This is a genomic window from Paenibacillus soyae, from assembly GCF_024623455.1.
In the GTDB taxonomy this organism is placed as follows: domain Bacteria; phylum Bacillota; class Bacilli; order Paenibacillales; family Paenibacillaceae; genus Pristimantibacillus; species Pristimantibacillus soyae.
On the sequence record NZ_JANIPJ010000007.1, the window covers coordinates 142019 to 166830 of the forward strand.

At 55.0% G+C, this 24812-nt stretch carries 21 protein-coding genes; 16 read left to right on the forward strand and 5 right to left on the reverse strand.

What is annotated here, in order from left to right:
- Window positions 1–7: 7 nt before the first annotated feature.
- From NQZ67_RS11850 to NQZ67_RS11860, 3 genes are all read left to right on the forward strand, one after another.
- Window positions 8–1012, forward strand: coding sequence for a hypothetical protein (locus tag NQZ67_RS11850; RefSeq protein ID WP_257445685.1), 1005 nt, complete (start codon window positions 8–10; stop codon window positions 1010–1012).
- A 15-nt stretch (window positions 1013–1027) separates the two neighbouring features.
- The gene (locus tag NQZ67_RS11855; protein WP_257445687.1) at window positions 1028–2449 is read left to right on the forward strand and encodes a DinB family protein; all 1422 of its coding nucleotides are present in this window, start codon (window positions 1028–1030) and stop codon (window positions 2447–2449) included.
- 218 nt (window positions 2450–2667) lie between these two features.
- Entirely contained in the window at window positions 2668–3645 is a 978-nt protein-coding gene (locus NQZ67_RS11860; RefSeq protein WP_257445927.1) for an LLM class flavin-dependent oxidoreductase, read from the forward strand.
- 54 nt (window positions 3646–3699) lie between these two features.
- On the opposite strand, the gene NQZ67_RS11865 is transcribed toward NQZ67_RS11860, so the two are convergent.
- Window positions 3700–4356, reverse strand: a complete 657-nt coding sequence (locus NQZ67_RS11865) for a M15 family metallopeptidase (protein WP_257445689.1) — start codon at window positions 4354–4356, stop codon at window positions 3700–3702.
- Window positions 4357–4478: 122 nt separating this feature from the next.
- Here NQZ67_RS11865 and NQZ67_RS11870 point away from each other — a divergent pair, with 122 nt between their 5' ends.
- Entirely contained in the window at window positions 4479–5456 is a 978-nt protein-coding gene (locus NQZ67_RS11870) for a ring-cleaving dioxygenase (protein WP_257445691.1), read from the forward strand.
- Here the strand turns inward: NQZ67_RS11870 and NQZ67_RS11875 are convergent.
- Window positions 5453–5764, reverse strand: coding sequence for a thioredoxin family protein (locus NQZ67_RS11875; protein ID WP_257445693.1), 312 nt, complete (start codon window positions 5762–5764; stop codon window positions 5453–5455). The genes NQZ67_RS11870 and NQZ67_RS11875 overlap by 4 nt on opposite strands.
- Window positions 5765–6140: 376 nt before the next feature.
- Between NQZ67_RS11875 and NQZ67_RS11880 the strand changes: the two genes are divergently transcribed.
- The 3 genes from NQZ67_RS11880 to NQZ67_RS11890 all read left to right on the forward strand — a co-directional run bounded on the left by NQZ67_RS11880 (window position 6141) and on the right by NQZ67_RS11890 (window position 9446).
- Complete coding sequence (locus NQZ67_RS11880; RefSeq protein ID WP_257445695.1) at window positions 6141–6953, forward strand: TerC family protein; 813 nt, start codon at window positions 6141–6143, stop codon at window positions 6951–6953.
- Window positions 6954–6986: 33 nt separating this feature from the next.
- Window positions 6987–7577, forward strand: a complete 591-nt coding sequence (locus NQZ67_RS11885) for a thymidine kinase (RefSeq protein ID WP_257445696.1) — start codon at window positions 6987–6989, stop codon at window positions 7575–7577.
- 246 nt (window positions 7578–7823) lie between these two features.
- On the forward strand, window positions 7824–9446 hold the full coding sequence (locus NQZ67_RS11890; RefSeq protein WP_257445698.1) for a DUF6138 family protein: 1623 nt from the start codon (window positions 7824–7826) through the stop codon (window positions 9444–9446).
- 90 nt (window positions 9447–9536) lie between these two features.
- Here the strand turns inward: NQZ67_RS11890 and fabI are convergent, their stop codons facing one another.
- Window positions 9537–10313: an enoyl-ACP reductase FabI gene (fabI, locus tag NQZ67_RS11895; protein ID WP_257445700.1), complete on the reverse strand. Its 777-nt coding sequence runs from the start codon at window positions 10311–10313 to the stop codon at window positions 9537–9539.
- A gap of 225 nt (window positions 10314–10538) precedes the next feature.
- Between fabI and NQZ67_RS11900 the strand changes: the two genes are divergently transcribed.
- The 9 genes from NQZ67_RS11900 (at window position 10539) to NQZ67_RS11940 (ending at window position 21615) form a co-directional block, all read left to right on the forward strand.
- Complete coding sequence (locus tag NQZ67_RS11900) at window positions 10539–11156, forward strand: ribonuclease H-like YkuK family protein (protein ID WP_257445701.1); 618 nt, start codon at window positions 10539–10541, stop codon at window positions 11154–11156.
- Between the two features lie 320 nt (window positions 11157–11476).
- Window positions 11477–12361, forward strand: a complete 885-nt coding sequence (locus NQZ67_RS11905) for an ABC transporter permease (protein WP_257445930.1) — start codon at window positions 11477–11479, stop codon at window positions 12359–12361.
- Window positions 12362–12398: 37 nt separating this feature from the next.
- On the forward strand, window positions 12399–13301 hold the full coding sequence (locus NQZ67_RS11910) for a carbohydrate ABC transporter permease (protein ID WP_257445703.1): 903 nt from the start codon (window positions 12399–12401) through the stop codon (window positions 13299–13301).
- A gap of 90 nt (window positions 13302–13391) precedes the next feature.
- Window positions 13392–15065: an extracellular solute-binding protein gene (locus NQZ67_RS11915; RefSeq protein WP_257445704.1), complete on the forward strand. Its 1674-nt coding sequence runs from the start codon at window positions 13392–13394 to the stop codon at window positions 15063–15065.
- Window positions 15066–15172: 107 nt separating this feature from the next.
- Complete coding sequence (locus tag NQZ67_RS11920) at window positions 15173–16744, forward strand: response regulator (protein WP_257445706.1); 1572 nt, start codon at window positions 15173–15175, stop codon at window positions 16742–16744.
- A 33-nt stretch (window positions 16745–16777) separates the two neighbouring features.
- Complete coding sequence (locus NQZ67_RS30620) at window positions 16778–18535, forward strand: sensor histidine kinase (RefSeq protein WP_257445707.1); 1758 nt, start codon at window positions 16778–16780, stop codon at window positions 18533–18535.
- A gap of 60 nt (window positions 18536–18595) precedes the next feature.
- On the forward strand, window positions 18596–19075 hold the full coding sequence (locus NQZ67_RS11930; protein WP_257445709.1) for an MEKHLA domain-containing protein: 480 nt from the start codon (window positions 18596–18598) through the stop codon (window positions 19073–19075).
- 67 nt (window positions 19076–19142) lie between these two features.
- Entirely contained in the window at window positions 19143–20030 is an 888-nt protein-coding gene (locus tag NQZ67_RS11935) for a DUF72 domain-containing protein (protein ID WP_257445711.1), read from the forward strand.
- Between the two features lie 610 nt (window positions 20031–20640).
- Window positions 20641–21615, forward strand: coding sequence for a transposase (locus tag NQZ67_RS11940; protein WP_257445713.1), 975 nt, complete (start codon window positions 20641–20643; stop codon window positions 21613–21615).
- 637 nt (window positions 21616–22252) lie between these two features.
- Here NQZ67_RS11940 and NQZ67_RS11945 read toward each other — a convergent pair.
- On the reverse strand, window positions 22253–23398 hold the full coding sequence (locus tag NQZ67_RS11945) for a DHHW family protein (RefSeq protein ID WP_257445715.1): 1146 nt from the start codon (window positions 23396–23398) through the stop codon (window positions 22253–22255).
- Window positions 23399–23416: 18 nt separating this feature from the next.
- Window positions 23417–24805 (reverse strand): MBOAT family O-acyltransferase, encoded by a 1389-nt coding sequence (locus NQZ67_RS11950; RefSeq protein ID WP_257445717.1) that lies wholly within the window; start codon window positions 24803–24805, stop codon window positions 23417–23419.
- Window positions 24806–24812: the final 7 nt, after the last annotated feature.

The window sequence follows — 24812 nt, forward strand, 5'->3', positions numbered from 1 at the left end:
TTCTAACATGGCATTTGCACCCGAAAAGGATTGGAGCAAAACCTGGACGTCCGCGGCCTGGGCCGTACACGGCGCCGTCTCGTACACGGACAAAAAGCATCTGTCGCTGGTCGACGTGATGGGCTTCACGGGCCATGCGTTCCGCATGAACGTCGATCCCGAAATCATGCATATCGCGGCTCCGACGATGTTTCCCGGCGGTTATATTCTACGTCGCAATCTCTGCAACCTGGGCTTTACGAGCAATCTGGCGGACCCGATGTCCCCAATCCCGCCGGAGAAGCTGGACAAGGTGATGGCGCTCGTGCACGACTCCATTGACCGGGGCATCCCGGCGATCGCCTTCGATCTATTTATACCCGAATTCGGACTCATCTACGGTTATGACGACGAGAAGCAATTGTTCCACGGCAAAGACGTCTCGAAGGACGGAACGTTCCCGTATTCGAAATTCGCCGATCCGAAGATCGACCTGCTGTTCGTGACGACCATCGGCGAAAGCCTGCCCCATTCGAAATACGAGATGCTCCGCATGGCGCTATCCACGATCGTCGATCATGCCCGAGGCAAGGAATGGATGCATGTCTTCGAAGGGAAGTTCGTCCAAGGGCTGGCGGGCTACGAGGCGTGGGCCGGGGTCATGGAGGCGCGGCGCGCGGACGAGACGGGCAACGCGTTCAACGTCGCCGTATTCGCGGACGCCAGGGAATTCGCCGCGCGGTTCCTAAGCGAGCTGGCTTTCCGCTGGGACGGCGGCAACGTGGTGGAACGGACGGTTCGTTACCGGGCGGAGGAAGCGGCCAAGCATTACGAGGAGGTTGCGGCTTGCCTCAGCGAGCTTCGGGAGATGTTCCCGTTCCCGCAGGGAGGAACGCCGAAGGATCCCGAGACGGCGGATCGGGCGGTAAAGCTGATTCGCAATGCTCACGCGGCGGAAACCAAAGGCGTCGAACAGCTCGAGGCGCTGTTCCATTTCATGAAAGAATATTATTCCGAGACATGGATTAATTAGAGGAGGAGACGGAGAATGGCGTTGACGGACAAGAAAGTATTCGACGAGAAAGGCGGGTTCGAGCTGACGGACCTGCGGGGAGAGAAGCTTCATATGGTTTCGATTCGGGGGGCGGAGCTGCATGGCGTAGACGCCAGGGACACGTCGCTCGTTCATGTGAATTTCGTCGGCTCGAAGTGGAACCACATTTATTTCTCGAACGTTCATATTAACGAAACGCAGCTGGGCGGCACGGTGTTCGAGAACATACGGCGGCCGGATGCGGCGGAGAGCCGGTTCGAGGAGGAAGCGGGGACGGACGGCTGGGTGAACGTGGAGCCGGTTACGTTCCGGACGAGCGATCTCAGCAAGGCGGTCTTCGAGGAGTGCGATCTGAGCGATGCCGACTTCCGGGACTGCAAGGTGGACACGATGCGCATTAACGGAGTTCCGGTAAGCGAGCTTATGAAAATATACGAGGAGCACCGCGCGCTGCCGCAATCGGTGAAGGACTTCCGCCAATTGAGGGAGGAGACGATTAGCTTCGCCGAGAGCGTGCCCGCGGACAAGCTGGATCTGATTCCCGAAGGCTATAGCAACAGCATCCGCTGGAATCTCGGCCATCTCCTGGCCGCGTGGGATCACGGGATATTCCCGAAGCTTGGAGGCAGCTGGCGCATTCCAACGGTCTATCATTCCATGTTCCCGAATGGTACGAGTCCGCGCGACTGGCGGAGCGCCCCGCCGTCTCTGAAGGAAATCGTCAGGCAGCTTAGGGATCAGAAGGAGCAGATTACGCTCGAGCTGCCCTCCCATCTGGACTACCCGCTCGCCGAGCCGTTTCTGAATATGTCGACGATGGCGGAGATGCTGGAATTTCTGCTGAACGAGGAGCAGCATCATCAGAGGACGATGCGGGCGATCGCCGAAGCGCTGGAGAACGGGGCTGCTTTCGAACCGACGCCTGCCGTCCCTGCAGCCGTCAAGCTTCCGCCGTTTGCCGTCGTCGGCGTGTCCTTCGAGGCGAATCTGAAGGAGATCAACGAGCAGGAGCTGGGCCGCAAAGCATTCGAAGAGGTCATGGCCCGCCGGGACGAAATCGAAGGAAGGCTGTCCGAGGACGTCTACCTGGTGCAGATCTATCCTCAGAAAATGAACTTCAACCCGCATGTCGACCCGTTCACCCAACTGATCGGCTACAAGGTGGAGCACGGCTCCGCTGCGGGCGCGCCGGACGGCCTCGCCAAACGTGAATTCGAGGAGAAGGAATACGTGTCCTACACGCATCGCGGGCCGGAGTCGGAGCTGGGCCGGACTTACGACTTGCTGTATGGGCGATGGATGGGAGAGAATGACCGCCGTCCTTGCGGCTACGACTTCGAAATATGGGGCAGCCGCTACAAGCCGGATCAGCCGGACAACGAAATCGACCTGTATATCGCGCTAGCGCCGAAATAAGTTTTGAAAGACTTGCATCGTCTCGTTTGACTTCGGGAACTGTATGAAATAAGATTACAGTATTACTGTATGAAAAATGATTACAGTATTTCGTGAGGGAGGGCGAGAAGGTGTCGCAGGAAGAGGAGCAAAGCAAGCAACAAGAGAATAGCGGGCATCAAGAGGAGCTCGTTCAGACGCAAGGGCCATCCTCCGGGAAGGCAGGTCCGTCGTTCGGCATCCCGCTGTCCGTGCTGGACGTATCCCCGATCATCCAAGGCGGGACGGTAGCGGAATCGCTGCGGAACACGCTGGATTTGGCAAGGCACGCCGAGAGGCTGCAATATAACCGCTACTGGCTGGCGGAGCATCATAATTCCCCGAGCATCGCCAGCTCGGCGACCTCGGTCGTCATCGGCCATGTCGCGGCCGGCACGTCCACTATACGAGTCGGCGCGGGCGGCATCATGCTGCCGAATCACGCGCCGCTCGTCATCGCGGAGCAATTCGGCACGCTCGACGCGCTGTTCCCGGGCCGTATCGATCTCGGGCTTGGCCGCGCGCCGGGCACGGATCAGCTGACGGCTTCGGCGCTTCGCGGCGTCCGGGGCTCGAACGGCGGCAACTTCCCGGAGCAGCTGGAGCAGCTCCGCGCCTACATGGATCCGTCGAGCGCCGAAGTCGCGATGGCGGTCCGGGCGATCCCGGGCGAAGGCGCCCAGGTGCCGATCTGGCTGCTCGGCTCTAGCGATTTCAGCGCGATGCTGGCCGCGCAGCTCGGCTTGCCGTTCGCGTTCGCGGGCCATTTCTCGCCGACCTATACGGTGCCGGCGATGCGGCTGTACCGGAACAACTTCCAGCCGGGCGTGCTCGACAAGCCGTACGGCATGGTGGCCGTGAACGTCGTGGCCGCGGATACGGACGAAGAAGCGGCTTATCTCGCCACTTCGATGCAGCAGCTGTTCCTCAGCTTCATCCGGAACCGTCCGGGTCCGCTGCCGCCGCCGGTGCGCGATATGGACGGTATATGGACCGAGCAGGAGAAATACGCGCTGCAGCAGCAGCTCGGCTCCTCCATCGCGGGCGGTCCCGAGACGGTCAAGGCGAAGCTCGAAGCCTACATCGAAGCAACGGGCGCTGACGAGATCATGGTGGCGGCTCATATTTACGATCATCAGGCGCGACTGCGATCCTACGAAATTATCGCCGGGCTGTAACGAAAAGGCTATCGCTTGCTCTTAGCAAAAGAGCGGGCGATAGCCTCTTCGCGTTCAACCGTCTGCGGCTTCCGCAGCGTCCGGCGGGTGCGGATAATGTCCCCGCATCAGCTGGCGGATCGAATAGCCGAAATCCATCTGCAGATGCGGATAGTCTTTGAAGCCGTCCCAGTCCCCGCCCCAGCTGAAGCCGAGACGCTTGGCGATGGCGACGACCTCGTGCCAGTCGGCTTTCCCGTTATCGTTGCCGTCGTATTCGAGATCCCAGATCGCTTTGCCTTTCGGCGTGAGCAGGGCGAAATCGACGGCGAGTCCGTAATTGTGGTAGGAGGCGCCGCCGCGCACGTGAGTGACGATGGGGCCAGTCGTCGTTCTTCCTTTGGCGTATAACGCATTCTGCTCTTCGTGGCTGCGGAAGCCGTCCGTCACGAGCACCGAGATGCCGATTCGTTCGGCTTCCGCGACCAGCTCCTTCGACTTGGCCTCCACGACCGGGTGGAGGGCGACGATGGGCGGCGCTTCTTGCTCCACAAACGGGATGGAACGCGCGATATGTTCATACCGGTATACGAGCAGGGAAGCGGCGACGAGGAATAAGAACAAGACGAGCAGCCCGTTGCGCAGCCTCCTGCTTCTGCCTGGCGTACCCTTCTGAGGCGGAAGCGGGGGCGAAGCAAGCCCGGGGCGGAGGTTCGGTTCGAATGGCGGCATGTATAATCTCCTTGCAAGGATATAAACTGGGTATGATAGCCTGTACAGCTATAGTATAAGACGGGCATGCGGAATGCAACGAGACGCAGGTCTAAGTTATTTCACATAGAGGAGGCGCGGCCATGCAGCTCAAAGGCATTCACCACGTATCCGCCATCACGGCGAACGGGCCTGACAATTATGCATTTTATTCGAAGGTGCTTGGGTTAAGACTAGTCAAAAAAACGGTAAACCAAGACGACCCTTCCATGTATCACTTGTTCTATGGGGATGAATACGGCAGTCCGGGCACGGAGCTGACCTTCTTCGAAATTCCGATGGCGGGGAGAAACCGCGAAGGCGTCAGCAGCATCTCCTGCTTGTCGCTTAGGGTGCCGAACCGCGCTTCGCTCATTTATTGGAAGAATCGGTTCGCCGAGCTTGAGGTCGATCACGATGATATCGTGCTGCGCGCGGGCCGCGAGACGCTCGCGTTCCGGGACGGAGAAGGACAGCGGTTCGTTCTGGTGTCCGACGAGGGGAACAGCGGCGTAGCGGGAGGCAAGCCGTGGGACAGGAGTCCGGTGCCTGCGGAGCATGCGATTCTGGGCCTCGGTCCGGTGCAGCTGACCGTAGACGATCCGATGCCGACGGCGCGCATTCTGACCGGCTTGCTGGGCTTCCGCGAGAAAGGACGGTTCCCTTCCATTCTGGACGGACAGCCGGACGTTATCGTGTACGAGACGGGCGAAGGCGGCACGGGCGCGGAGGTTATTCTCGAGGAGCGGCACGATATGCCGCGGGAGAGGCAGGGGCGCGGCGGCGTCCATCACGTCGCGTTCCGGGTCGAGGACGACGAGGAGCTCCGCGAATGGATCGCGCATATAAGCGGCAGCCAGGTGCCGAATTCCGGCTTCGTCGACCGCTACTATTTCCGCTCGCTTTATTTCCGCGAGCCGAACGGCATTCTGTTCGAGCTGGCGACGGACGGACCGGGCTTCGATTCGGACGAGGAGCTGGCGCATTTGGGCGAATCGCTTGCGCTGCCTCCGTTCCTCGAGCCGCACCGCATGGAGATCGAGGCGCGCCTGCAGCCGATCGATACCGCGAGAGAGGACTAGTCCTTGAGCAGGCTGTACAAATAATCGACGGAACGCATCGCGTATTCCTGCCGGACCAGCTGTCCGTTCTTCAGCACGACGAGGCACGGAACGCTGGCGATCCGCCACCTCTCCCGCAGGCGCGGGGCGAAGTTGATGTTGATCTTGCTGAGCGGATAATCGACGCCGGCGGCCTCCGCGACCTCCAGCATGCGCTCCGCGACTTTGCAGGTTCCGCACATGGGAGTGGAGAAGAGTACGGCAGCCCTCCCGATGTCGGCTTCGCTTATTTGGATGAGTTCGGGTTCTTGAAGCTCGCGCAGCGGCATGGTTTTTCGGGCCCCTTTCCGGTTATGCTACGGCATAGTGATGCCGTTTTTCCATCATAGCACAATTCGTTTCGGGCGCCCCGCGATTGCCGCGAAAAAAACTTTTCGAGACGCGAAAAAAAAGTGGAACCATTCGAACCGATGCGCCGTATCACTCTTTTGTACAACGCAAAACCAAATACGCGGGTATGCTCCAAAGGGGAGTAGCTGGCACAATAAGGTCGTCATTACGAGAATGACATTCTCCGGCCTTGTTGGCAACGTGCTTACGTTGTTTGCGAGACCTTTGTCTGGTGTTACATACATCAGGCAAAGGTCTTTTTTGCGTGCTTGGTGACGGCGAGAGTGGAAGGAATCAATTGAGGGGGAATGGGAAATGGATTTTGGATTGCTGCTTGAGTATGGCTGGGTATTGCTCGTGCTGGTAGCCCTGGAGGGTTTGCTGGCGGCCGACAACGCGCTGGTGCTCGCGATTATGGTGAAGCATCTGCCGGAGAAGGAAAGGAAACAGGCTTTGTTCTACGGCCTCGCGGGAGCGTTCGTCTTCCGGTTCGCGTCGCTCTTCATCATCTCGTTCTTGGTGGACGTATGGCAAGTGCAGGCGATCGGCGCTTTGTACCTCCTGTTTATCGCGCTTAACCATATTTTCCGCAAGGTCATCGTCAAGAAGGGCGAGGAATCGGCCGACAAGAAGGCGGGCAAGGAGCCGAAGAAAAGCGGTTTTTGGATGACGGTGTTCAAGGTCGAGGTGGCGGACATCGCGTTCGCGATTGACTCGATTCTGGCGGCGGTGGCGCTCGCGGTGGCGCTGCCGACGACGAGCCTGCCGAACATCGGCGGCATGGACGGCGGTCATTTTATCGTCATCTTCTTGGGCGGACTCATCGGACTGATCATTATGCGTTTCGCCGCCACGTTGTTCGTGAAGCTGCTGGAGAGCAGGCCGGGTCTCGAGATCGCCGCGTTCTGCATCGTCGGCTGGGTCGGCGTCAAGCTGGCGGTTCATACGCTGGCGCATCCTTCGCTGCATGTCATCCCGCATGATTTTGCGGAGTCGACGGGCTGGAAGCTGACGTTCTACGCCGTGCTTGTCGGTATCGCGGCAGCGGGCTGGTTCCTGTCGGGCAAGAAGACCGATGCGGCTCACGTCCAAGACGGTGAAGACAAGAGACGGGCAGAAACGGTATAATGAATCCACTGAATGTTGTGGAGGAGATACCTGTTGGCACAGCTTTACTACAAATACGGCACCATGAACAGCGGCAAGTCTTTCGAAATCATTAAGGTCGCGCATAATTACGAAGAGCAAGGCAAGGCGGTGCTCATCTATTCCCCGGCGGTCAGCGCCAGAGGCGGCGCGGACCGGGTCGGATCCCGCGTCGGCTTCGAGCGGGAGGCGATCCCGGTTAACGAGGAGACGAACCTGTTCGAGAACGTGAAGGAGCAGGTGGCCGCTTCCGGCCGGATCTACTGCGTATTGATCGACGAGGCGCAGTTCCTGAAGCGTCATCATATATTGGAGCTGACCCGCGTCGTGGACGAACTGAACATACCGGTTATGGCGTTCGGACTGAAGAACGATTTCCAGAACCAGCTCTTCGAGGGAAGCTACAATCTGCTTGTTCAAGCGGATAAGATCGAAGAGATCAAGACGATCTGCTGGTATTGCGACCGCAAGGCGACGATGGTCATCCGCTTCCGTGACGGGCAGCCCGTCAACTCGGGCGAGCAGATCCAGATCGGCGGCAACGAGGATTACAAGCCGGTCTGCCGCAGATGTTACAACCGGGCTTTCCAAGAGTCGACCGTATAAAAGCGTTAAAGCCGCCGCAAAGGGTAGAACCTTTGCGGCGGCGTTTTTATTGTGCCTAATGCGGCATGCGATGAAGGGGCTAAGGTCTTGGACGCCCCGTAAGAAGCACATCCTTTGTATCGAATGCTGGTAGTTCCAGAGCGCTAATTCCGTGCTGCCGCCAAGGTATATGCTGGAATTTACTGCAACTGTAAATTATACTAGCAAGTGTATGCTGGGCGAGAGAATAGATAGGAGGAGGAGACGATGAACGAGGCGGCCGAAAGGATTTTGAATGAGCTCTGGAATCTATTAATAGAGATATATAAGAAAGAAAAAGAGAGAATCGACAGCTTAAAGGGGCTGAGCCGGCTGCACCCGGGGATGATGGATTACGTAAAGGTAAGCTTCCTGAAAAGCGATACCCGCTCGGTACCGGATCAGATGGCCCTCGACGTTTACGAGCCCCTTTCCTTTAGCGACGACTCCTATAAAATAGAGGCAGGTCCTGACTTTTATGAGTTAAGCGAAGACATCGTGCTGAGCGAGTTTTTCCCGGCATGGCGTTCGCGTATGGAACAAATCTTCCTATCCGGAAATTACGGGGAGCATTTTTTCGGGTATAGGCTGCAGCTGGTGCTGGAGGTTCGGAATGGGTCCTCGAAACGGCTCCACCGGGAATATCTTTATAACGAATCAAAGCGGCATCAGTTGAAGGAGCAGTTGAATCAATTTATTGAAACCAAGGTGTGGAAGGAGCTGCCGGTTCTTCCCTCGGATAAGGACGAGTTCTTTTTTGCCAGGCATCTGATGAATCCGGACTTCATGGAGCAGCATCCGGACATTGTCGAGCCGCTCATTCAACGCTTGAACGAAAAGCTGGTCGCGAACCCTAAACGTAGGGAAAAGTGGCAGTATACATACGTGTCCGCATTCAAAGAATGGGCCGAGGAGAGGTTTCTGGACCGATTCTGCGAGCCTGCCGGGGATTTCGATGTCGTTCGAAATCTGCTGAACGTTGACAAACGTCCGGCCGTTCATGTGAGTGAAATGGATTTTTTCCTTTATGCCGCATTGCATATCGGAAGGAAGGAGCCCGAAACCCGCAAGCGTTATCTAGAGCTTGCCGTGCAGCTCGGTTCCGAGCAAGCCTCCGGCTATTTGACGAAGGGCAGCGGCCGGTTTGCAGCCCGTTATGACGGAAGCCTGATGTCTGGGACATGCAATGACATTATGCAGACCATCGACATACGTATTCATTCCGAGGAAGAAGGGGCGTACCGGGAAGCTCTTGATTATATTTGCAATCTTCTGCGGGAGGGGTTCCCTCGGACGTATCAGATGAAGCTGAAGAGCGCGGAGAAGCGGTGGCTTCCGATTGCAAGCCTGGCCAAATCCAAGCTGCATCAGTTTTTTGCGAACGCGCTGCGTTATGAAGCGTTGTTCCCGCTGATATCGGAATATGCGGAGCTGGCGATGGAGGAATTTGCCTGGTACGGAGATGTTGAAAGCGGCATTAAGGCCGTCATGCCCGGAACGTATGCCGTTTTCGGACTGGGCTTGCTGAGCGATGCTTACTTCCCGCTCGTCCGCCGCTATATGGAGATGGTCGACAACGAACATCAGTCCGCGCAGGATGCGTTCGCGGCGGCTTTCGTGGCGCAGCATGGCGTGAACGTCCACGCGATGCCTACCCTCGTCTCCATCCTTTTTGCGGGCAGCGATATGGCGAAGCCGGTTAAGGGCATCACGATCGATACCCCTGAATTAGTGCATGCCTTGAACTCGGCGCTTGCAGACAAGTCGGTCCCCCAGCGGGAATTCGTCTTATACCGGATGTTTGGCAGCGAGAAGAAGGGTTTGGCGGTACTGAATCGAAAGCAAGCGTAAGAGAGCAGCCGAGCAGCAAAAAATCAGCCCCGATCCGCCTTCGTTTTCCGAAGGGAGGAGGTCGGGGCTTTTTATGTTTTTTACAGAAAGTTACATCCCCATGATGTGATAGCCGGCATCGACGTGCAGCACTTCGCCCGTGACGCCTCTTGATAGATGGCTGAGAAGGAAGAGCGTGGCGTCGCCGACTTCGTCCTGATCAATATTGCGCCGCAAAGGGGCTTTCTCCTCGATCGTGGCCATGATGTCGTTGAAGCCCGAGACGCCTTTGGCCGCCAGCGTGCGGATCGGTCCCGCCGAGATCGTGTTGACGCGGATGCCGTATTTGCCGAGGTCCTCGGCGAGATAACGGACGCTCGCTTCCAATGCGGCTTTGGCGACGCCCATGACATTGTAGTTTTTGACCACCCGTTCCGCGCCGATATACGACTGGGTCACGATGCTGCCGCCTTCCGTCATAAGCTTGCGGGCTTCCCTCGCGACGGCAACCAGCGAATAAGCGCTCGATTGCTGGGCCAGCAAATAACCTTCGCGGTCCGTATCCGCGTATTCGCCCTTCAGATTTTCTTTGTCGGCGAAAGCGATGGAATGGACCAGCCCGTGGATCACGCCTGCCTGCTTGCCGATTTCTCCGAACGCGGCTTCGATGCTCGCATCGTCGGACGCGTCGCACGAGACGCAAAGCAGCGGCTCGACTCCCTCCGCCTGCAGCAGCTGCTGCAGCTTCTGGTAGGAGCGCTCCTTCCTATAGGTGAAGATGAGCTTTGCACCCTCGCGATGGAGCGCCTTCGCTATGCCCCACGCTATGCTTCTTTCGTTCGCGACACCCATCACCACAACCGTTTTATGAGTCATTAATCCGTTCATACGGCACCTCCGAGAGTAACTAGCCTGTTGTTGGTATCTGATATTAGTATCAGGTTCTAAACATTTCTTTTCATTTTATGATGGCGGAAGAGCCAATGTCAATTTTAATGCGCGTTTAACGTCTATTGCCGGAGCGCGGCAAGTACATTTTCAATATGGCGTGGGCGAGAGCAGGTACGACAGGACGGGTATAGGAATAGGATGAAAGAGGGATAGGTGAGACTTATGAAAAGACGACAGATTCCTCTGCTTCATGAGCACGTGTTCCGTAATATAAGCGACCGGGATATGGAGCTGGATGAAGTATTCCGGCGCATTCAGCAATTCATGCGGACGGATCCATGCGCTTCGTATCAGCTGGTGATTGGCTCTGACGCGCAGGTGCACGGAGGCCATACCAAATTCGTGACGGCTATTGTCATCGTCAGGCAAGGACGAGGCGCCTGGTTCTGCTACCGACAGGTCATCCTGCCAAGGGAAGTCAAGTCCATTCAGGAGAAGCTGAGTCTGGAGACGTCGTTTAGCCAAGAGATCGCCATGTACTTCGATGCCGCTAAGCGAGCGCAGCTCGAGGATATTATCATGCCCCATGTGTATACGGGAGCAGAGTTTCATATGTATATCGATATTGATGCCGGAATCGATAGCAGGCGCAACGCAACTGCTCCGTTCGTGCCGGACATGGTTGGCCGCATCGAAGCGATGGGAATGTCGGCGCGCGTTAAGCCCGAGGCTATTGTAGCGTCCGCGGTGTCCGACCGGTTCACGAAATTGCCATACAGGAGCAAAAAAAAGCTGACCGCCGAGCAGCGGCAGCCAAGCTGCGGCGCGGGAGGGTATTAATGGCATACTTCCCTCTTTCCTAAGCTGCCCTATACATACTTAACAATTAAGCCGCTTCCTTGTGGGGGCGCCTTTTTTTTGTGCTCGTTTTTCTTTCATTGTTTGTTCCAAAAGTGCGATTTTGCGCGTTGATCAACCTCATTGATTTTCGATACATATCGTTGAAACCGTGAGTAGAATCGCTTGCCGGCCCGTTCTACAATAGCAATATCACAAACGAGAGCGGGAGGAATTACGGTATGGAGAGGGAGACTTCGGCTGCTGCGCCGACCATCGTCAGGATCTCCCATAAGGAGAAGCCGCTGTGGAAACGGTTCATCATGCAATGGCAAGTGCAAGTCATGATTCTACCAGCTTTAGCATTAATTCTCATTTTTAATTATTTGCCGATGTACGGCGTTCTGATGTCCTTCCAGGACTACAACATCTTTAAAGGCTTCTTTGACAGCGAATGGGTAGGGACCAAGCATTTCGAAGCGTTTTTTAATTCGCCTGACTTCTTCCGGGTGCTGCGCAACACGGTCGTCATCAGCTTGTTGAAGCTGTGTATCGGCTTCCCGGCCCCGATCCTGCTGGCGCTTATGCTGAACGAAGTGAAAAATATGATGTTCAAGCGGGTCATTCAGACGATCAGCTACCTGCCTCACTTCTTGTCCTGGGTAATCGTATCGGGCTTCGTGGTATCGCTGCTGTCCGTTGACAACGGAAGCGTGAACATCCTGCTCGAGAAGCTGAACCTGATCGAGAAGCCAATCAACTTCTTGTCTCTGCCGGAATATTTCTGGGGCATTATCGTCACGACGAACGTGTGGAAGGAAGTCGGCTTCGCCACCATTGTTTATCTCGCGGCCATCGCGGGCGTCGATCAGAGCATGTACGAAGCGGCGTCCATCGACGGGGCAAGCAAGTTCAAGCAAATTTTCCTAATTACGTTGCCATCCATTATGCCGGTCGTCATTATTTTCCTGATTCTGAACATCGGCAGCCTGCTGAACGCCGGCTTCGACGATCTGCTCCTGCTCGGGAACAGCGCGATGCTGCGGGATGTGGCGGACGTCATCGATACGTACTCTTACAGGACCGGCATCATTAACAAACGGTACTCGTATGCGGCGGCGGTCGGATTGTTCAAGGCGATTATAAGCGTGGGCCTGCTGACGATGGCGAACTATATCGCGAGAAGAGCGGGGACGAGCTTATGGTAGAACAATCGATTAACCTTTCGGAAAGCGGTGAGACCTTATGAAGCTTAGCAGAGGCGACCGAACGCTGCACGTAGTCATTTATATTCTTCTGACGATTCTAGGGTTTTTAACCTTATACCCGTTCTGGAACTCGGCGGTCATATCGTTCAATCTCGGGCTCGACACGGCGAAGGGCGGCATCACGTTCTGGCCGAGGGAATTCACGCTTGATAATTACAAGATCGTGCTGGAAGACGACCGGATTGTCAAAGCGTTCGGCATATCGGTTCTGCGGACGATCGCGGGGACGTTCCTGTCCATCCTGTTCACGGCGCTGTTCGCATACGGCATGTCCATCAAAGGCGTCGTATTCAAAAAGTTCTACATGGTGTTCGCGATCATCACGATGTACTTCAGCGGCGGGCTTATCCCATCCTTCCTCGTGAACGTGGAGCTCGGATTGATGGATACGTTCTGGGTGCTCGTCATTCCGACGATCATCAGCGTGTACAACATGATCATCTTCCGCACGTTTTTCCAGGGCTTGCCTGCAGGCCTCGAGGAATCGGCTCGCATCGACGGAGCCAGCACCTTCGGCGTCTTCTTCCGGATCGTGCTTCCGTTGTCCGGCCCGGTCATCGCGACCTTGTCGCTGTTCACGGCCGTCTACCATTGGAATGACTGGTTTACCGCTACCATCTATATCTCGGACAACAACTTGTTCCCGATCCAGACGATGCTGCAGCAAGCCATGAACTCGAACTTAATGACGGAGCAGCTGTCAATGGCGACGCAAGGGAATGCGGCCGCGGCGGATGCGATGAGCCGCATGCAGAGCGTAACGACGAAGTCGCTGACCATGGCGACGATGATGGTGGCGACGATCCCGATCATTCTGGTGTATCCGTTCGTTCAGCGATTTTTCGTCAAAGGCGTGCTGGTCGGCTCGCTCAAGGAATAGCAGGATCGTTACAACCGATATTCGCTCCCTTCTTGCCAAGGCGGCGGGGATGAATATATATTGAATGACTATAGGGGAGGCTTCTACGGAATGAAAAAGACAAAAAAGCTATTATCCGGCGTGTTCACGCTTGCTCTAGCCGGGGCCGTCGCTCTCAGCGGCTGCTCGAGCAGCAATAACGGCGGCAATACAGGCAGTAACGGGGGAACGAACACAGGCGGCAACTCCGGCGGCAATGCCGGCACGGAGACGGCGGCCGAGGGCTTCAAATTCGGCGAATCTCCGGTTACGTTCACCTACTATGTCAACTACGACTGGTGGACAACGGAGCCTTGGGGCGCCAGCCCGAACAGCAAGTGGGTGCAGGACAACCTGAAAATTACGGTTGAGCCGATCCAATCCGGGGGCGCGGCTGCTCAGAAGCTGAGCACGATGATCGCTTCCAAAGAGCTGCCCGACGCGATGATGATGGACCGCGGACCGGATGTCGAGCGTCTTCGCCAAGCCGGCGCGCTTGTTGCGCTGGACGAATATATCGAGAAGTATCCGAACCTGAAGAAATGGGCCGGCGAAGAAACGCTGAACATGCTCAGATCGTCCGACGGCAAAATCTATCAGTTCCCGAACTGGTATACGGCGGCTCCAACGGGCAACGACGGCTGGTTCATTAACAAAAAGATTTACGAGGAGCTCGGCAAGCCGAAGCTCGAGACGTTCGACGATCTGTACGCTTACCTGAAGCTCGTGCAGGAGAAGAAGCCGGATCTGGTGCCGCTCGAAGTCGGTCGCGGCGGTCAAGGCGTAGAAGTCATGTTCGCTGGCTTCGCCAACGACAACCCGAGCCAATACAGCTACATGAAAGCATTCCCGCAAGGCGATAAACTTGCTACAATCTATGATAGCCCAGCTTACAAAGAAACGATGACGTTCGCAAGCAAGCTGTTCCGTGAAGGACTTATTACGCAGGATGCTCTTACGCAGAAGGAAGACCAGGTCAAAGAAAAGCTGGCTACCGGCCGCGTGGCGGTATTCGTGGGCGGCAACGCGACGAACCTCGGCCGCGAAGGCCACAATGCGCTGAAAGCAGCCGATCCTACGGCGGGCTACGAATTCATCTGGCCGGTGATCAAGCCGGGCGTAGACAAAAACAAAGTGTACCCGAACGGCTACAACGCGCTGGGATGGAACGTTAACGTCATTACGACAAGCGCGGAAAATCCGGAAGCGATCTTCGCTTACTTGGACTGGATGACGGGCGAAGAAGGTCAACGCATCATGTTCTTCGGTCCGCAAGGCTTGTATTGGGACGAAGTGGACGCCGATGGCGCGCCGATCCCGAACGACAAGTGGTTCTCCACTCCGCAAGAGGAGAAGGACAAGCAGAAGCTGGAAGCTTACGTTTGGGCAGGCAATGCGACTTACGTCGATACGACCAAAGGCAAGATCGAAGCGAACCTGCCGGAGGAGCAGCGCAACTGGGGCGCTGTTGCCCAGCTGAACGTATCGTGGAAGACGTCGCATAACAATACGCAGTTCAACAATATCGACCCGGCTCCGGAAACGGATGAGGGAATCATTCTTCAGCAGGTGAACGACCTCGCGACGGAGTACTTCGGCAAGATGCTGTTCGCGAAGAGCGACGAGGAAGTTGCCAGCCTGATTCAAGAAGCGAAAGAGCAGACAAATGCTCTTGGATACGATCGAGTGCTTGAGTTCAGAACGAAAGCATGGCAAGACAATCTAGCGAAGATGAGCGGTCAATAATTTGCCGCTCGGCCATAGCGAGAGGATATACGGCGACGTATATCCTCTTCTTGGGCTTTTCAGGGGAATGACCCTTGCACAACATATCAACTTAGGCGGTGAAAGGCATGTATAGAGTCGTGCTGGTCGATGATGAAGAGCTGGAGCTCCTGGGAATCCAGAAGCTGGTGCCTTGGGCGGAGCTGGGTATGGAGGTCGTGGCCGCTTGCCCGGACGGCTTCTCCGCGCTGGAATATTTGGAGCGGAACGAAGCGGACTTGCTCGTCTCCGATATTCGGATGCCGATTATGTCGGGCTTGGAGCTGGCGAGCAAGGCGCAGAAAATCCATCCGGGGCTAAAGCTGCTGTTCGTCAGCGGCTATGAGGATTTCCAATACGCGAAGCAGGCCCTGTCCATGCAGGCGAGCGGCTATATTTTGAAGCCGGTGAACGACAACGAACTGGTCGGGGCGCTCCAGACGGTGCGCACCGCTCTGGATAACGAGAGAGGCCAGCAGCAGCTGGAGCAGTCGTTCCAGCAATCGATGGTGTACCTCAAGAACGAGCTGCTCGAGCGCTGTCTCGAAGGGACATCGGACCGCGATACGGTCATTAAGCTGATCGAGCAATTTCAATTGGGCGCTTATACGGGCAAGCTTCGGGTGGCGGTGATCGAATTGGAGGAACGCGACTGGCGAAGTGTTGAGCACGGAGGCTACGACCATTCGGACGAATCGTCGGTTCCTCTGTTCAATACGATAACCGAATGGTGCCAGAATGCTGGCATTTCTATGTTTTGCAAGCTTTCGCCCCGCCGGTTGGCGATCGTCTTGGAGGAGTCGCGAGGAACGGAGCCGCTGGGCCGCATCATGGACTTGCTTGCCGAGAAGCATGGCGCGACGCTGACGATCGGGCTAGGACGGGACACGGATAGCCTGGACGACTTGAACCGGTCCTACGAAGAGGCTTGCAAGGCGCTCTCTACCAAAATGTTTCGTGGGAAAGGAAAGCTTCTCGCGTTTTCGGAAGTCAGGGAGGAAGCGCAGTCCAGCGCCTTGAATATCGAAGCGATCGTCGACTCTTTGCTCGGGGCGATGGCGGATTACGATTTGGTCGGAATCGTGGACCATATGGAGGACCTGTTCCAGCAGGTGAAGAACATCGAGAATCCGTCTGCCGTTCGAAACTATTCGCTGTACGTTGTCAGCCGGCTGGACACGTACCTCATCGGCCTGAATGAGAGCTTATTCGCGCTCACCCACAAGGAAGGGCATTCGTTGGATCGGCTATTCCAGTTCGAGACGATCGACGACATTCACTCCTGGCTCCGGCGCAAAATGTTCGAAATCTCGGAGCATCTCCATAATAAAAAGCAGCGCAAAAACGTCAAGCTGATCGGCCAAATCCAGCAGTATATCGACGAACGGCTTGGCAGCAGCATTTCGCTGAAGGAAGTGGCCCAGGCTTTCTCCTTCTCTCCCAATTATTTGGGCCAGCTGTTCAAGGAAGAGACCGGCGAGCTGTTCAGCGACTACACGACGCGCAAGCGAATGGAGCTGGCCAAACGCCTGCTGAGCGATCCCTCCATCAAAGTATACGAGGTCGCCGATCGCGTTGGCTGCAGCACGCTCGCTTATTTCAGCAAGCAATTCAAGGATTATACGGGAATGACGCCCGGAGAATACCGCAAGCACACTTAACGAGAAGGCATACGAGAAGGAGAGACGCCGCCCGTGAAGAAACGTCCGATGCTGCCTTTCGGCTATAAACTAATGGCCTCTTACCTGCTGATGGCGCTTATTCCCGTAATGATTATCGGCTATTACGCTTATACGACATCGGTCCAATCCATCAGGGAGCAAGCGGCCTCCTCGATCGAGGGGACGCTCCAGCAAACCAAAGAAAACGTCATGTACCGGCTGCAGCTGCTTAGCCGCACAACCGATCAATTGTATTGGGACTATGCGCTTCAGAGGGATTTGCGGCTGAGAAACAACGGCTGGGCCATCTACAACGCGACGATCAAGAGCGTGGAGCCCAAGCTGCTGAACGCCGTCAATCTGACGCCGCACCGCGCCTTGCTCCGGCTCTATATTACGAACGAGCAGTATCCGGAGATGTACGCGCTCCAACCGGAAGGCACGGATCCGCTTACTCGGATGGAGACGTACGAGCTTCTCCACCTCAGCCGGATCGAGGATAAATATTGGTACAAAGAGCTTCCTGAAGTGAGGGCGGACGAAGTCGACGAGCGTCTCTATTGGACGCAGATCGAGGAAGACCGTAATGTCGGCAACCTATCCATTCTGCGCAAAATGTACGATTTGCAATTCCGCGAACAGATCGGCGTCATGCGCGTCGTGACCAAAATCGACCAGCTACTGGACGGCGTGCATTACGAAAAATTCGGCGATAGCAGCTCCGTCCTCGTGCTCGACAACGCGAATGAGGTCATCCATGCCTCCTCGCCGATGACGGATGCATTTCCCCGCTTGAAGCCGTTTCAGTCCGAATGGGAGGAAGGCAATCTGGTCGTCAAAGCGGAGCTGCCTAATGTCGGCTGGACGCTGGTCGGCCTTGTGCCGAACGAACAGCTGGAGAAGCAGATCGGCAAAGTGAAGATGATGACGATCCTTATCTGTATCGGCAGCTTCATTATGCTGGCCGTCATCAGCTTGATCGTCGCGCGGTTCCTGACCGTGCGCATTACGAAGATTATTCATTCGCTGAATTCCTTCCGCGAAGGAAGGTTCAACAAGCGAATTCAATATAGCGGGAACGACGAATTTCTGCAGATCGCGGAGGCGTTCAACGAAATGGGCGGCTACATCAATACGCTGATCAAGGAGGTGTACGTCGTCCAGATGGAGAAGAAGGGGGCGGAGCTGAAGGCGCTGCAGGCGCAGATCAATCCTCATTTTCTCTATAATACGTTGTCCTCAATCAGCAGGCTGGGCAAGCTTGGCGAGATCGAGAAGCTGGACCAGATGGTGATGGGGCTGGCGAAGTTTTACCGGCTCACGCTCAACAACGGCAAGATGATCATTCCGGCTCAGCTCGAGATCGAGCAAGTGCAGGCGTATATGGCGATTCAGAAAATCAAATACGGAAGCCGCTTAGAGGTCTTTTACGATATCGGAGCAGAGGTATACGGCTATAACACCGTCAAATTAATTTTGCAGCCATTCATCGAGAACGTGCTGGAGCACGCGCTTTATCAGCTTCGAATCCAGATCAAGGTGAGCGCCCATGTGAGGAATGGCATGCTTGATTTCCGGATCGTGGACGACGGCATCGGCATGAAGCGGGAGACGCTGCGGCAAATCTGGTCGAATGACCAGACCCGAATCGGCTACGGCATCCGCAACGTGGACGAGAGGATCAAGCTCCATTACGGGACGGATTATGGAGTCGTCATTGGGAGCATCTACGGAGGCGGAACGACGGTCAATATTACGGTCCCGCTGAATATGAAGGAAGAGTCGGCTTGAAATGAAGGCAGGCTTCGTGCATGATGGGAAGAAGATCAATGCTGCGGAGGAAGGATAACCATGCACGAATCGAAGCAAGCGGAAGCCGTTCGGGGAAGCGGCACGAAGGAAGAGCACGCGAAGCTGCTGCTTGGAAGCTACGCGTGTTTTACGGGGAAGACGCTCGTCGAACCGCGGCCGGGACAATCTCTGGCGGAAGCCGTTCACGAAGCGCGGATCGTCGTTTTGTCGCACGGGACGGAAGCCGATCCTATTCTTAATTACGGCAACCGCATGGCAATGCGGCTGTGGGAGATGGACGAGGCAACGTTCACGACGACGCCCTCGAGGTTGACCGCGGAGCCGATGGAGCGGGAAGCGAGGGCGCGGTTTATGGCGCGTGTCTCGGCGCGAGGGTATGTGGACGATTACACGGGCATCCGCGTCTCGACCACCGGAAGGCGTTTTGCCATTGTGGACGCTACCGTATGGAATCTCGTCGACGAATATGGGACATACAAGGGACAAGCCGCAACATTCGCCGAGTACCGGTACGTATGATGTTTTATTGTTTTGTTCACCTGTCTTTCCAAGTCCTATCATCTTCCAGGGGGAAGGAGGTCATGCAATGGGGATATCCATTGGTTTAGCGGGTTGGGGCGACCACGACTCGCTGTACCCGGCAGGAACGAAGCCTAGTGATCGCTTGAACGTATACGGAAGCCACTTCCCCGTCGTGGAAGTCGACAGCACGTTCTACGCCATTCAACCCCCGGAACGGTTCGCAGCGTGGGTAAAAGGCTCGCCTACGAGCCTGAAATTTGTCGTCAAAGCTTACCAAGGTATGACGGGTCATCAGCGGGGACCGGCGGCTGCGGCGAACGATCCGGACGCGATGGCGGAAGCATTCCGCCTCATGCTGGAGCCGGCTCTGGAAAGCGGCAGACTAACGGCGGCGCTGTTCCAGTACCCGCCTTGGTTCGATTGCACGAGCCAGAACGTAAAGTTGCTGAGGGAGACGAAGCGCCGGATGGAAGGCTTCCCATGCGCCCTGGAATTCCGCCATCAAAGCTGGTTCGACGGGGGCATGAGGGACAAGACGCTCGCCTTCATGAGGGAGGAGGGCTGGATCCACAGCGTCTGCGATGAACCGCAGGCGGGCATCGGCAGCATCCCGGAGGTCCTGGAGGTGACGGACGAATCCGCGACGATCGTCCGGTTCCATGGAAGGAACGCCGCAAACTGGAATAACGGCGGCGGGCCGAATTGGCGCGAGGTGCGATATCTGTACCAGTACTCTGACGAAGAGCTACAGGAGTGGAAGCCGAAGCTGGAGTCACTGGCGGAGCGGAGCCGGGAAATCGCCGTCATCTTCAACAACAATTCGGGCGGCCATGCCGCCGGCAACGCCAAGACGTTGATGACGATGCTGGGGCAGCGGAAGCCGGACGGCGGAGATCCGCTTGCTCCTCTCCCGACCCCACCGAAGCCACCCGAGCAGCTGGAGCTCTTTTAGCTCCGGCTGCTTTATTTACTATTCTTTTTTTTTGCTTCAGTTCACTCTCCCCTTGGCTCAGTCCGTGTTCGCCTCATAGCAGTTGTCGTATGATTCACTCTCCCCTTGGCTCAGTCCGTGTTCGCCTCATACAGCTGGGGTGCTGCTTATTTCTATCGCTGCTTTTTGCCGCATGTTTCACTCTCCCCACAGCTCAGTTTGGTCCTCCTCTTGCAACAGAGCTGCGTAGTCACTTTTTTATTGCCCCACGATTCACTCTCCCCACAGCTCAGTCTGTGCTGGCCACTTGAGCAGAGTGCTGAGTAGTTGTTTTTTTAGCCCCACGATTCACTCTCCCCACAGCTCAGTCTATGTTCTCCTCTTCGAGCAGGAGTGCTGCTTGTCGCTATCGCTACTTTTTGCCTCACGATTCACTCTCCCCTCAGCTCAGTTCTATTTTAGCGGCTATTAAGTGACTGTTTAGAATTGGATAAATATTGTCAGGATTAAGATGAATCGAATCGAATTTTGTGGTTAGGCAAGATAATTTCAACACCCCTTGCGAAAAAATAGAGACAGTGATAAGATTAAATGAGAACAAATGTTCTTATTTTGGAGGGGGCATATGATTATGGAAGCTGTAGAGAGGTTCTATGAAGCATACCCTGACGAACACTCCTGCAACGAGACGGTTGAGGGCGCAAGGTGGCATGGCGGATTTCTTTGCCCAAAATGTGGGGGGAAGTCTGCAATTCGCATAGCGACGAGGCGGATTCCGTTGTATGAATGCAGATCCTGCGGCGTCCAAGTTTCGTTAACCTCCGGTACGATAATGCATAAGAGTCGAACTCCTCTCCGGAAGTGGCTGCTGGCCATTTATCTGGTTTCCTGTCATGCGGAAAGCGTAAACGCCGTTCAATTGAGCGAACTGATTCAAGTTACCTATAAGACGGCGTGGAGAATGCTGCATGCTATTCGCTTTTCAATCTCTCTTGCTGACCAGAATAGGCTGCTCTCCGGGCATGTGGATGCCAAGCTCGAGCTTTTTAGAAAGCAAGATATATTAACGGACACAAGATTGAAGAAAGAGCAATCTGTCATTATTGCCTGCGAAAGAGAGAGCTTGGGGGCTGATTATTATAAAATTAAATGCATTCATCGTCAAAGAGGAGCACGAACGAGGCTATCCGATTCTGAAGAGCTTTCATTTGTATCGAACCATTGTCTGCCAAATCAAATGATGATGCAGATGAATCCTCGTTTTCAGCCGTATAGAAAGCCGGAGTACGTTTCTTCGGTCTGCCCGGAAGGGAACAAAATTTGGACCCATATTCCATTTGAAGATGCAGATGCACGGTATCCATTGACAAAAATCGCGGCGGGCGTCTTTCGATGGATAAATAATACGTTTCATGGAATTGGTATGAAGTATGCTCAACACTACTTGGACGAAGGATGTTTTCGGCTCAACTTCCAGACAGGCAAACCCGAAGACGCATTCAAACGTTTGTTATCATTCGCATTGGAGCCGCTCTCAACGGAAGGAACTGCTGTTTCCATGCAGGCAACTTCACCCTATGATGACCAGTTAAAGATAGCAAGTTAGCTGGATCCTTTTTGGAATGATCTATATGGACTCCGTCTAGGTAGATCAAACTGGTGTGATTCGGGGCATTGTGCGCTTAGTCTTGATAGACCGGACTTGGTGAATGCACATCAGGCGCTGTTAGAGGGGGGAAGTGAAGGTGAATGATAAATTAAATGTGCTTGGTCGATGAGCTGCTTTTTGATTTAACTCGTAAAGATTCAGGGGTCTAGCATTCTTAAAACTGAGCTGATGGGATAGTCAGCTTAAGATGTTTAGAGGATATAAATCTGGGCGAAGCAGTATAGCGCACCAAAAGAGAAGTAAATCCGTCGCCGGAGCCAAAGTGAACCAAAAGTAGTAATAGAAGCTGTAAGCGTGAAAGAAAAACACTAGTGTAGAGCTGTTAACTGAGCCGATGGGATAGTTAGCTTAGACTGCTTGAGAGGATGTAGATCCTGTAACAAGGGGCAACACGAACCAGAAGAGGATGCAGAAATTGTGAGTAGGTGTTAAACGTGTGTGAAGAAGATGTAGAACTTGAGGATGATGCTCACGCAAAAAAGACTAAATGGCAATCACTCTCGGCCGCGTTATCAAAAGCTCATGCGATAATAAAAAAAGCCGCCCGGAAAGGCAGCTTTGATTGCTTCGATTGTTAATATTTCAGTTTTAGCAGTCCTCTCTCTTCCACGAATGTGGAAGTGTTGAAGAGAAGCAGCACGTCGTCGATGCCATTCTGTTCCATATAGTCGCCGATGCCGCCGTTGTAATAGCGGATGTCGATCATATGGATTTCTTCGACGTGGGAGGTGAGGAAGGGGAGGAAGCTGTGGGCGTACGAGTCTTTGACGATCAGCAGCTTATCGAGGTCGGCAGTGCCTGGCGTTAAGCTGTTATTAATCGTGACCAGTGCGTGTACGCCGCCCTGGAACACCGAATATTTGTCTTTTTTGCTGAGGTAGCTCTCATCGTAAAGGCTGTTCACTGTTGTGCCTGTATCCGCGATATACATTTCGGATGCGACCAGATTCTTCGGCTCGTAGATTTGGATGGAATCCGGCCGGGTTCCGCCGAATTGGCCTTTTGTCTGATAGCTGCCTAAGAACGAGTCCGTGACGGTCCGGATGTTGAACTGCTCCTCGGACAAGGGCTCCCAGCCCATGCTTTCCGCATAAGCACGGTAGGCAAGATAAGCGCCGTATGTTGTCCAATGATGGTCGGTGCGGTAGAACAAAGGTTTATCGCCACCGGATCTTAGGAAGTCGAAGCCGTTCAAGAAGCGGACCTCCTCCGGTAGTCTATCGCCGATAAAATCGTTAACTTCGCTTTGCGGGTAGGCGGCCGCCAGCCAAGGCAGCAATTCCGGGTAAAGTCCGACAGAATTCGGAGACAGCAGGAACGAGATATTCGTTTCTGGATGATGACCCGCGAATTGTCCAATCGCGTCCGCATAGCTGCCAATCTCCTCGAAATCCGGCTCACCGAACTTCTCGAGCAAGTAACCCTCTTTGCCATTATAGATCCCGTTGTTCTCTTGCTGCAGCCTTAACTGCTCGATATAGGACTTGGCCAGCACCCAGTCAGTGCGGTACGGGAAGTGGTCAGTGACGAACAGCTCGGCTTCGTCCGCAAACTCCTTCGACCAGAGTCGATCCCATGTCAGCTTCGGCACATCCTGAAGGCTGCGGTTTTCCGTCTCGGAGAACGCCTCTTTGGGCAGGGTGAAAAACAAGATCGACATGATGCCGAGCACGGAAACGAATCCCCAAGTATAAATACGATCGGTCCATTTGGTCGTCATTTCATGAACTCCTTTAATTTAAAAACGGAAATACAGGAACGGATTGAAGGTGGCGTCCACCAAATAAGCAACGGACATGAAAAACAAGATGCCGTGCCAGCTAATCACGATAGCCGGATGAAGCGCCAACGCGCGCGAGCCGAGCGGTTTCCGCATGGAAGCAAGCACGAGCAAAACAAGCAGCACGGCGTTCGTATAGAGCAGGTAGAGCGATTGCTGATTCCAAAACGGCGCCCCGTTCAATCCGAACATGGCTTCGAAATATGCCCAGACATTCGAAAGCTCTTCGAAGGCAAAGAAAACCCAGCCTATCATAATGAGCAGCAGCGCGTAGCTGTGTCGCAGCCATTTCGGTAGCCGATCCAGCAGGCGCAGCGCGAACCATTTCTCCGCGATCAGGATGACGCCGAAATATACGCCCCAGAGGAGGAAGTTCCAGCTGGCTCCGTGCCAAATGCCGGTCAGCATCCAGACGATCAGGATGTTGCGCAGCTGGATGAGCAGACCTCGTCTGTTGCCGCCAAGGGGGATGTAGACATAATCCCTGAACCAGGCACCGAGCGAAATATGCCACCGCCGCCAGAAGTCCGTAATGCTCTCCGCCGTATATGGCTTGTTGAAGTTTTCGCCGAACCGGAAGCCGAACATCAGGCCGAGACCAATGGCCATGTCGGAATAACCGCTGAAGTCAAAATAAATTTGGAACGCGAACGCTATAATTCCGACCCAGGCAGTAAGTGCCGGCATCGACCCGGCGTAGCTTGCCGACACCTCGTTCCAGATCAGGCCGATATTGTTGGCAAGCAGCACTTTCTTCGCAAGACCGATCGTGAATCGCCGTACTCCTTCGGCGAACATGGCGTTGTTCACGATACGGTGGCGGAGCTGCTCCGCGATGGAGTTATACGTAATGATCGGCCCGGCGACAAGCTGCGGGAACAAGGCCACGAATGCTGCGAAGTCGATCCAGTTGCGCTGCGCCTTCGCGGTCCGCCTATAGACGTCGATAACGTACGACATCGATTGGAACGTATAGAACGAGATGCCGATCGGAAGCGGGAGGTCTGTCGGCGGAATATCAGTTCCCAGCAAAGCATTGACGTTGGCGATCAGGAAGTCGGCATATTTGAAAAAGCCGAGAACGGCTAAATTGACAATGATGGACGCAGCCAATAGGAGCTTGCGGACGCGTTCCGCCGTGCCCTGTCTGTCGAGCAGCAGGCCGAAAACATAATCGGTAACGGTGGATAGAAGCATCAGAACGATATAGACCGGTTCCCCCCAGGCGTAGAAGACGAGACTTGTCAGGAACAAGATCAGGTTTTTCAGCCGCCAAGGCGAGACGTAATAGAGCAGAAGGACGGCCGGCAAAAAGATAAAAAGGAATAAGAGACTACTGAATACCATGACTATC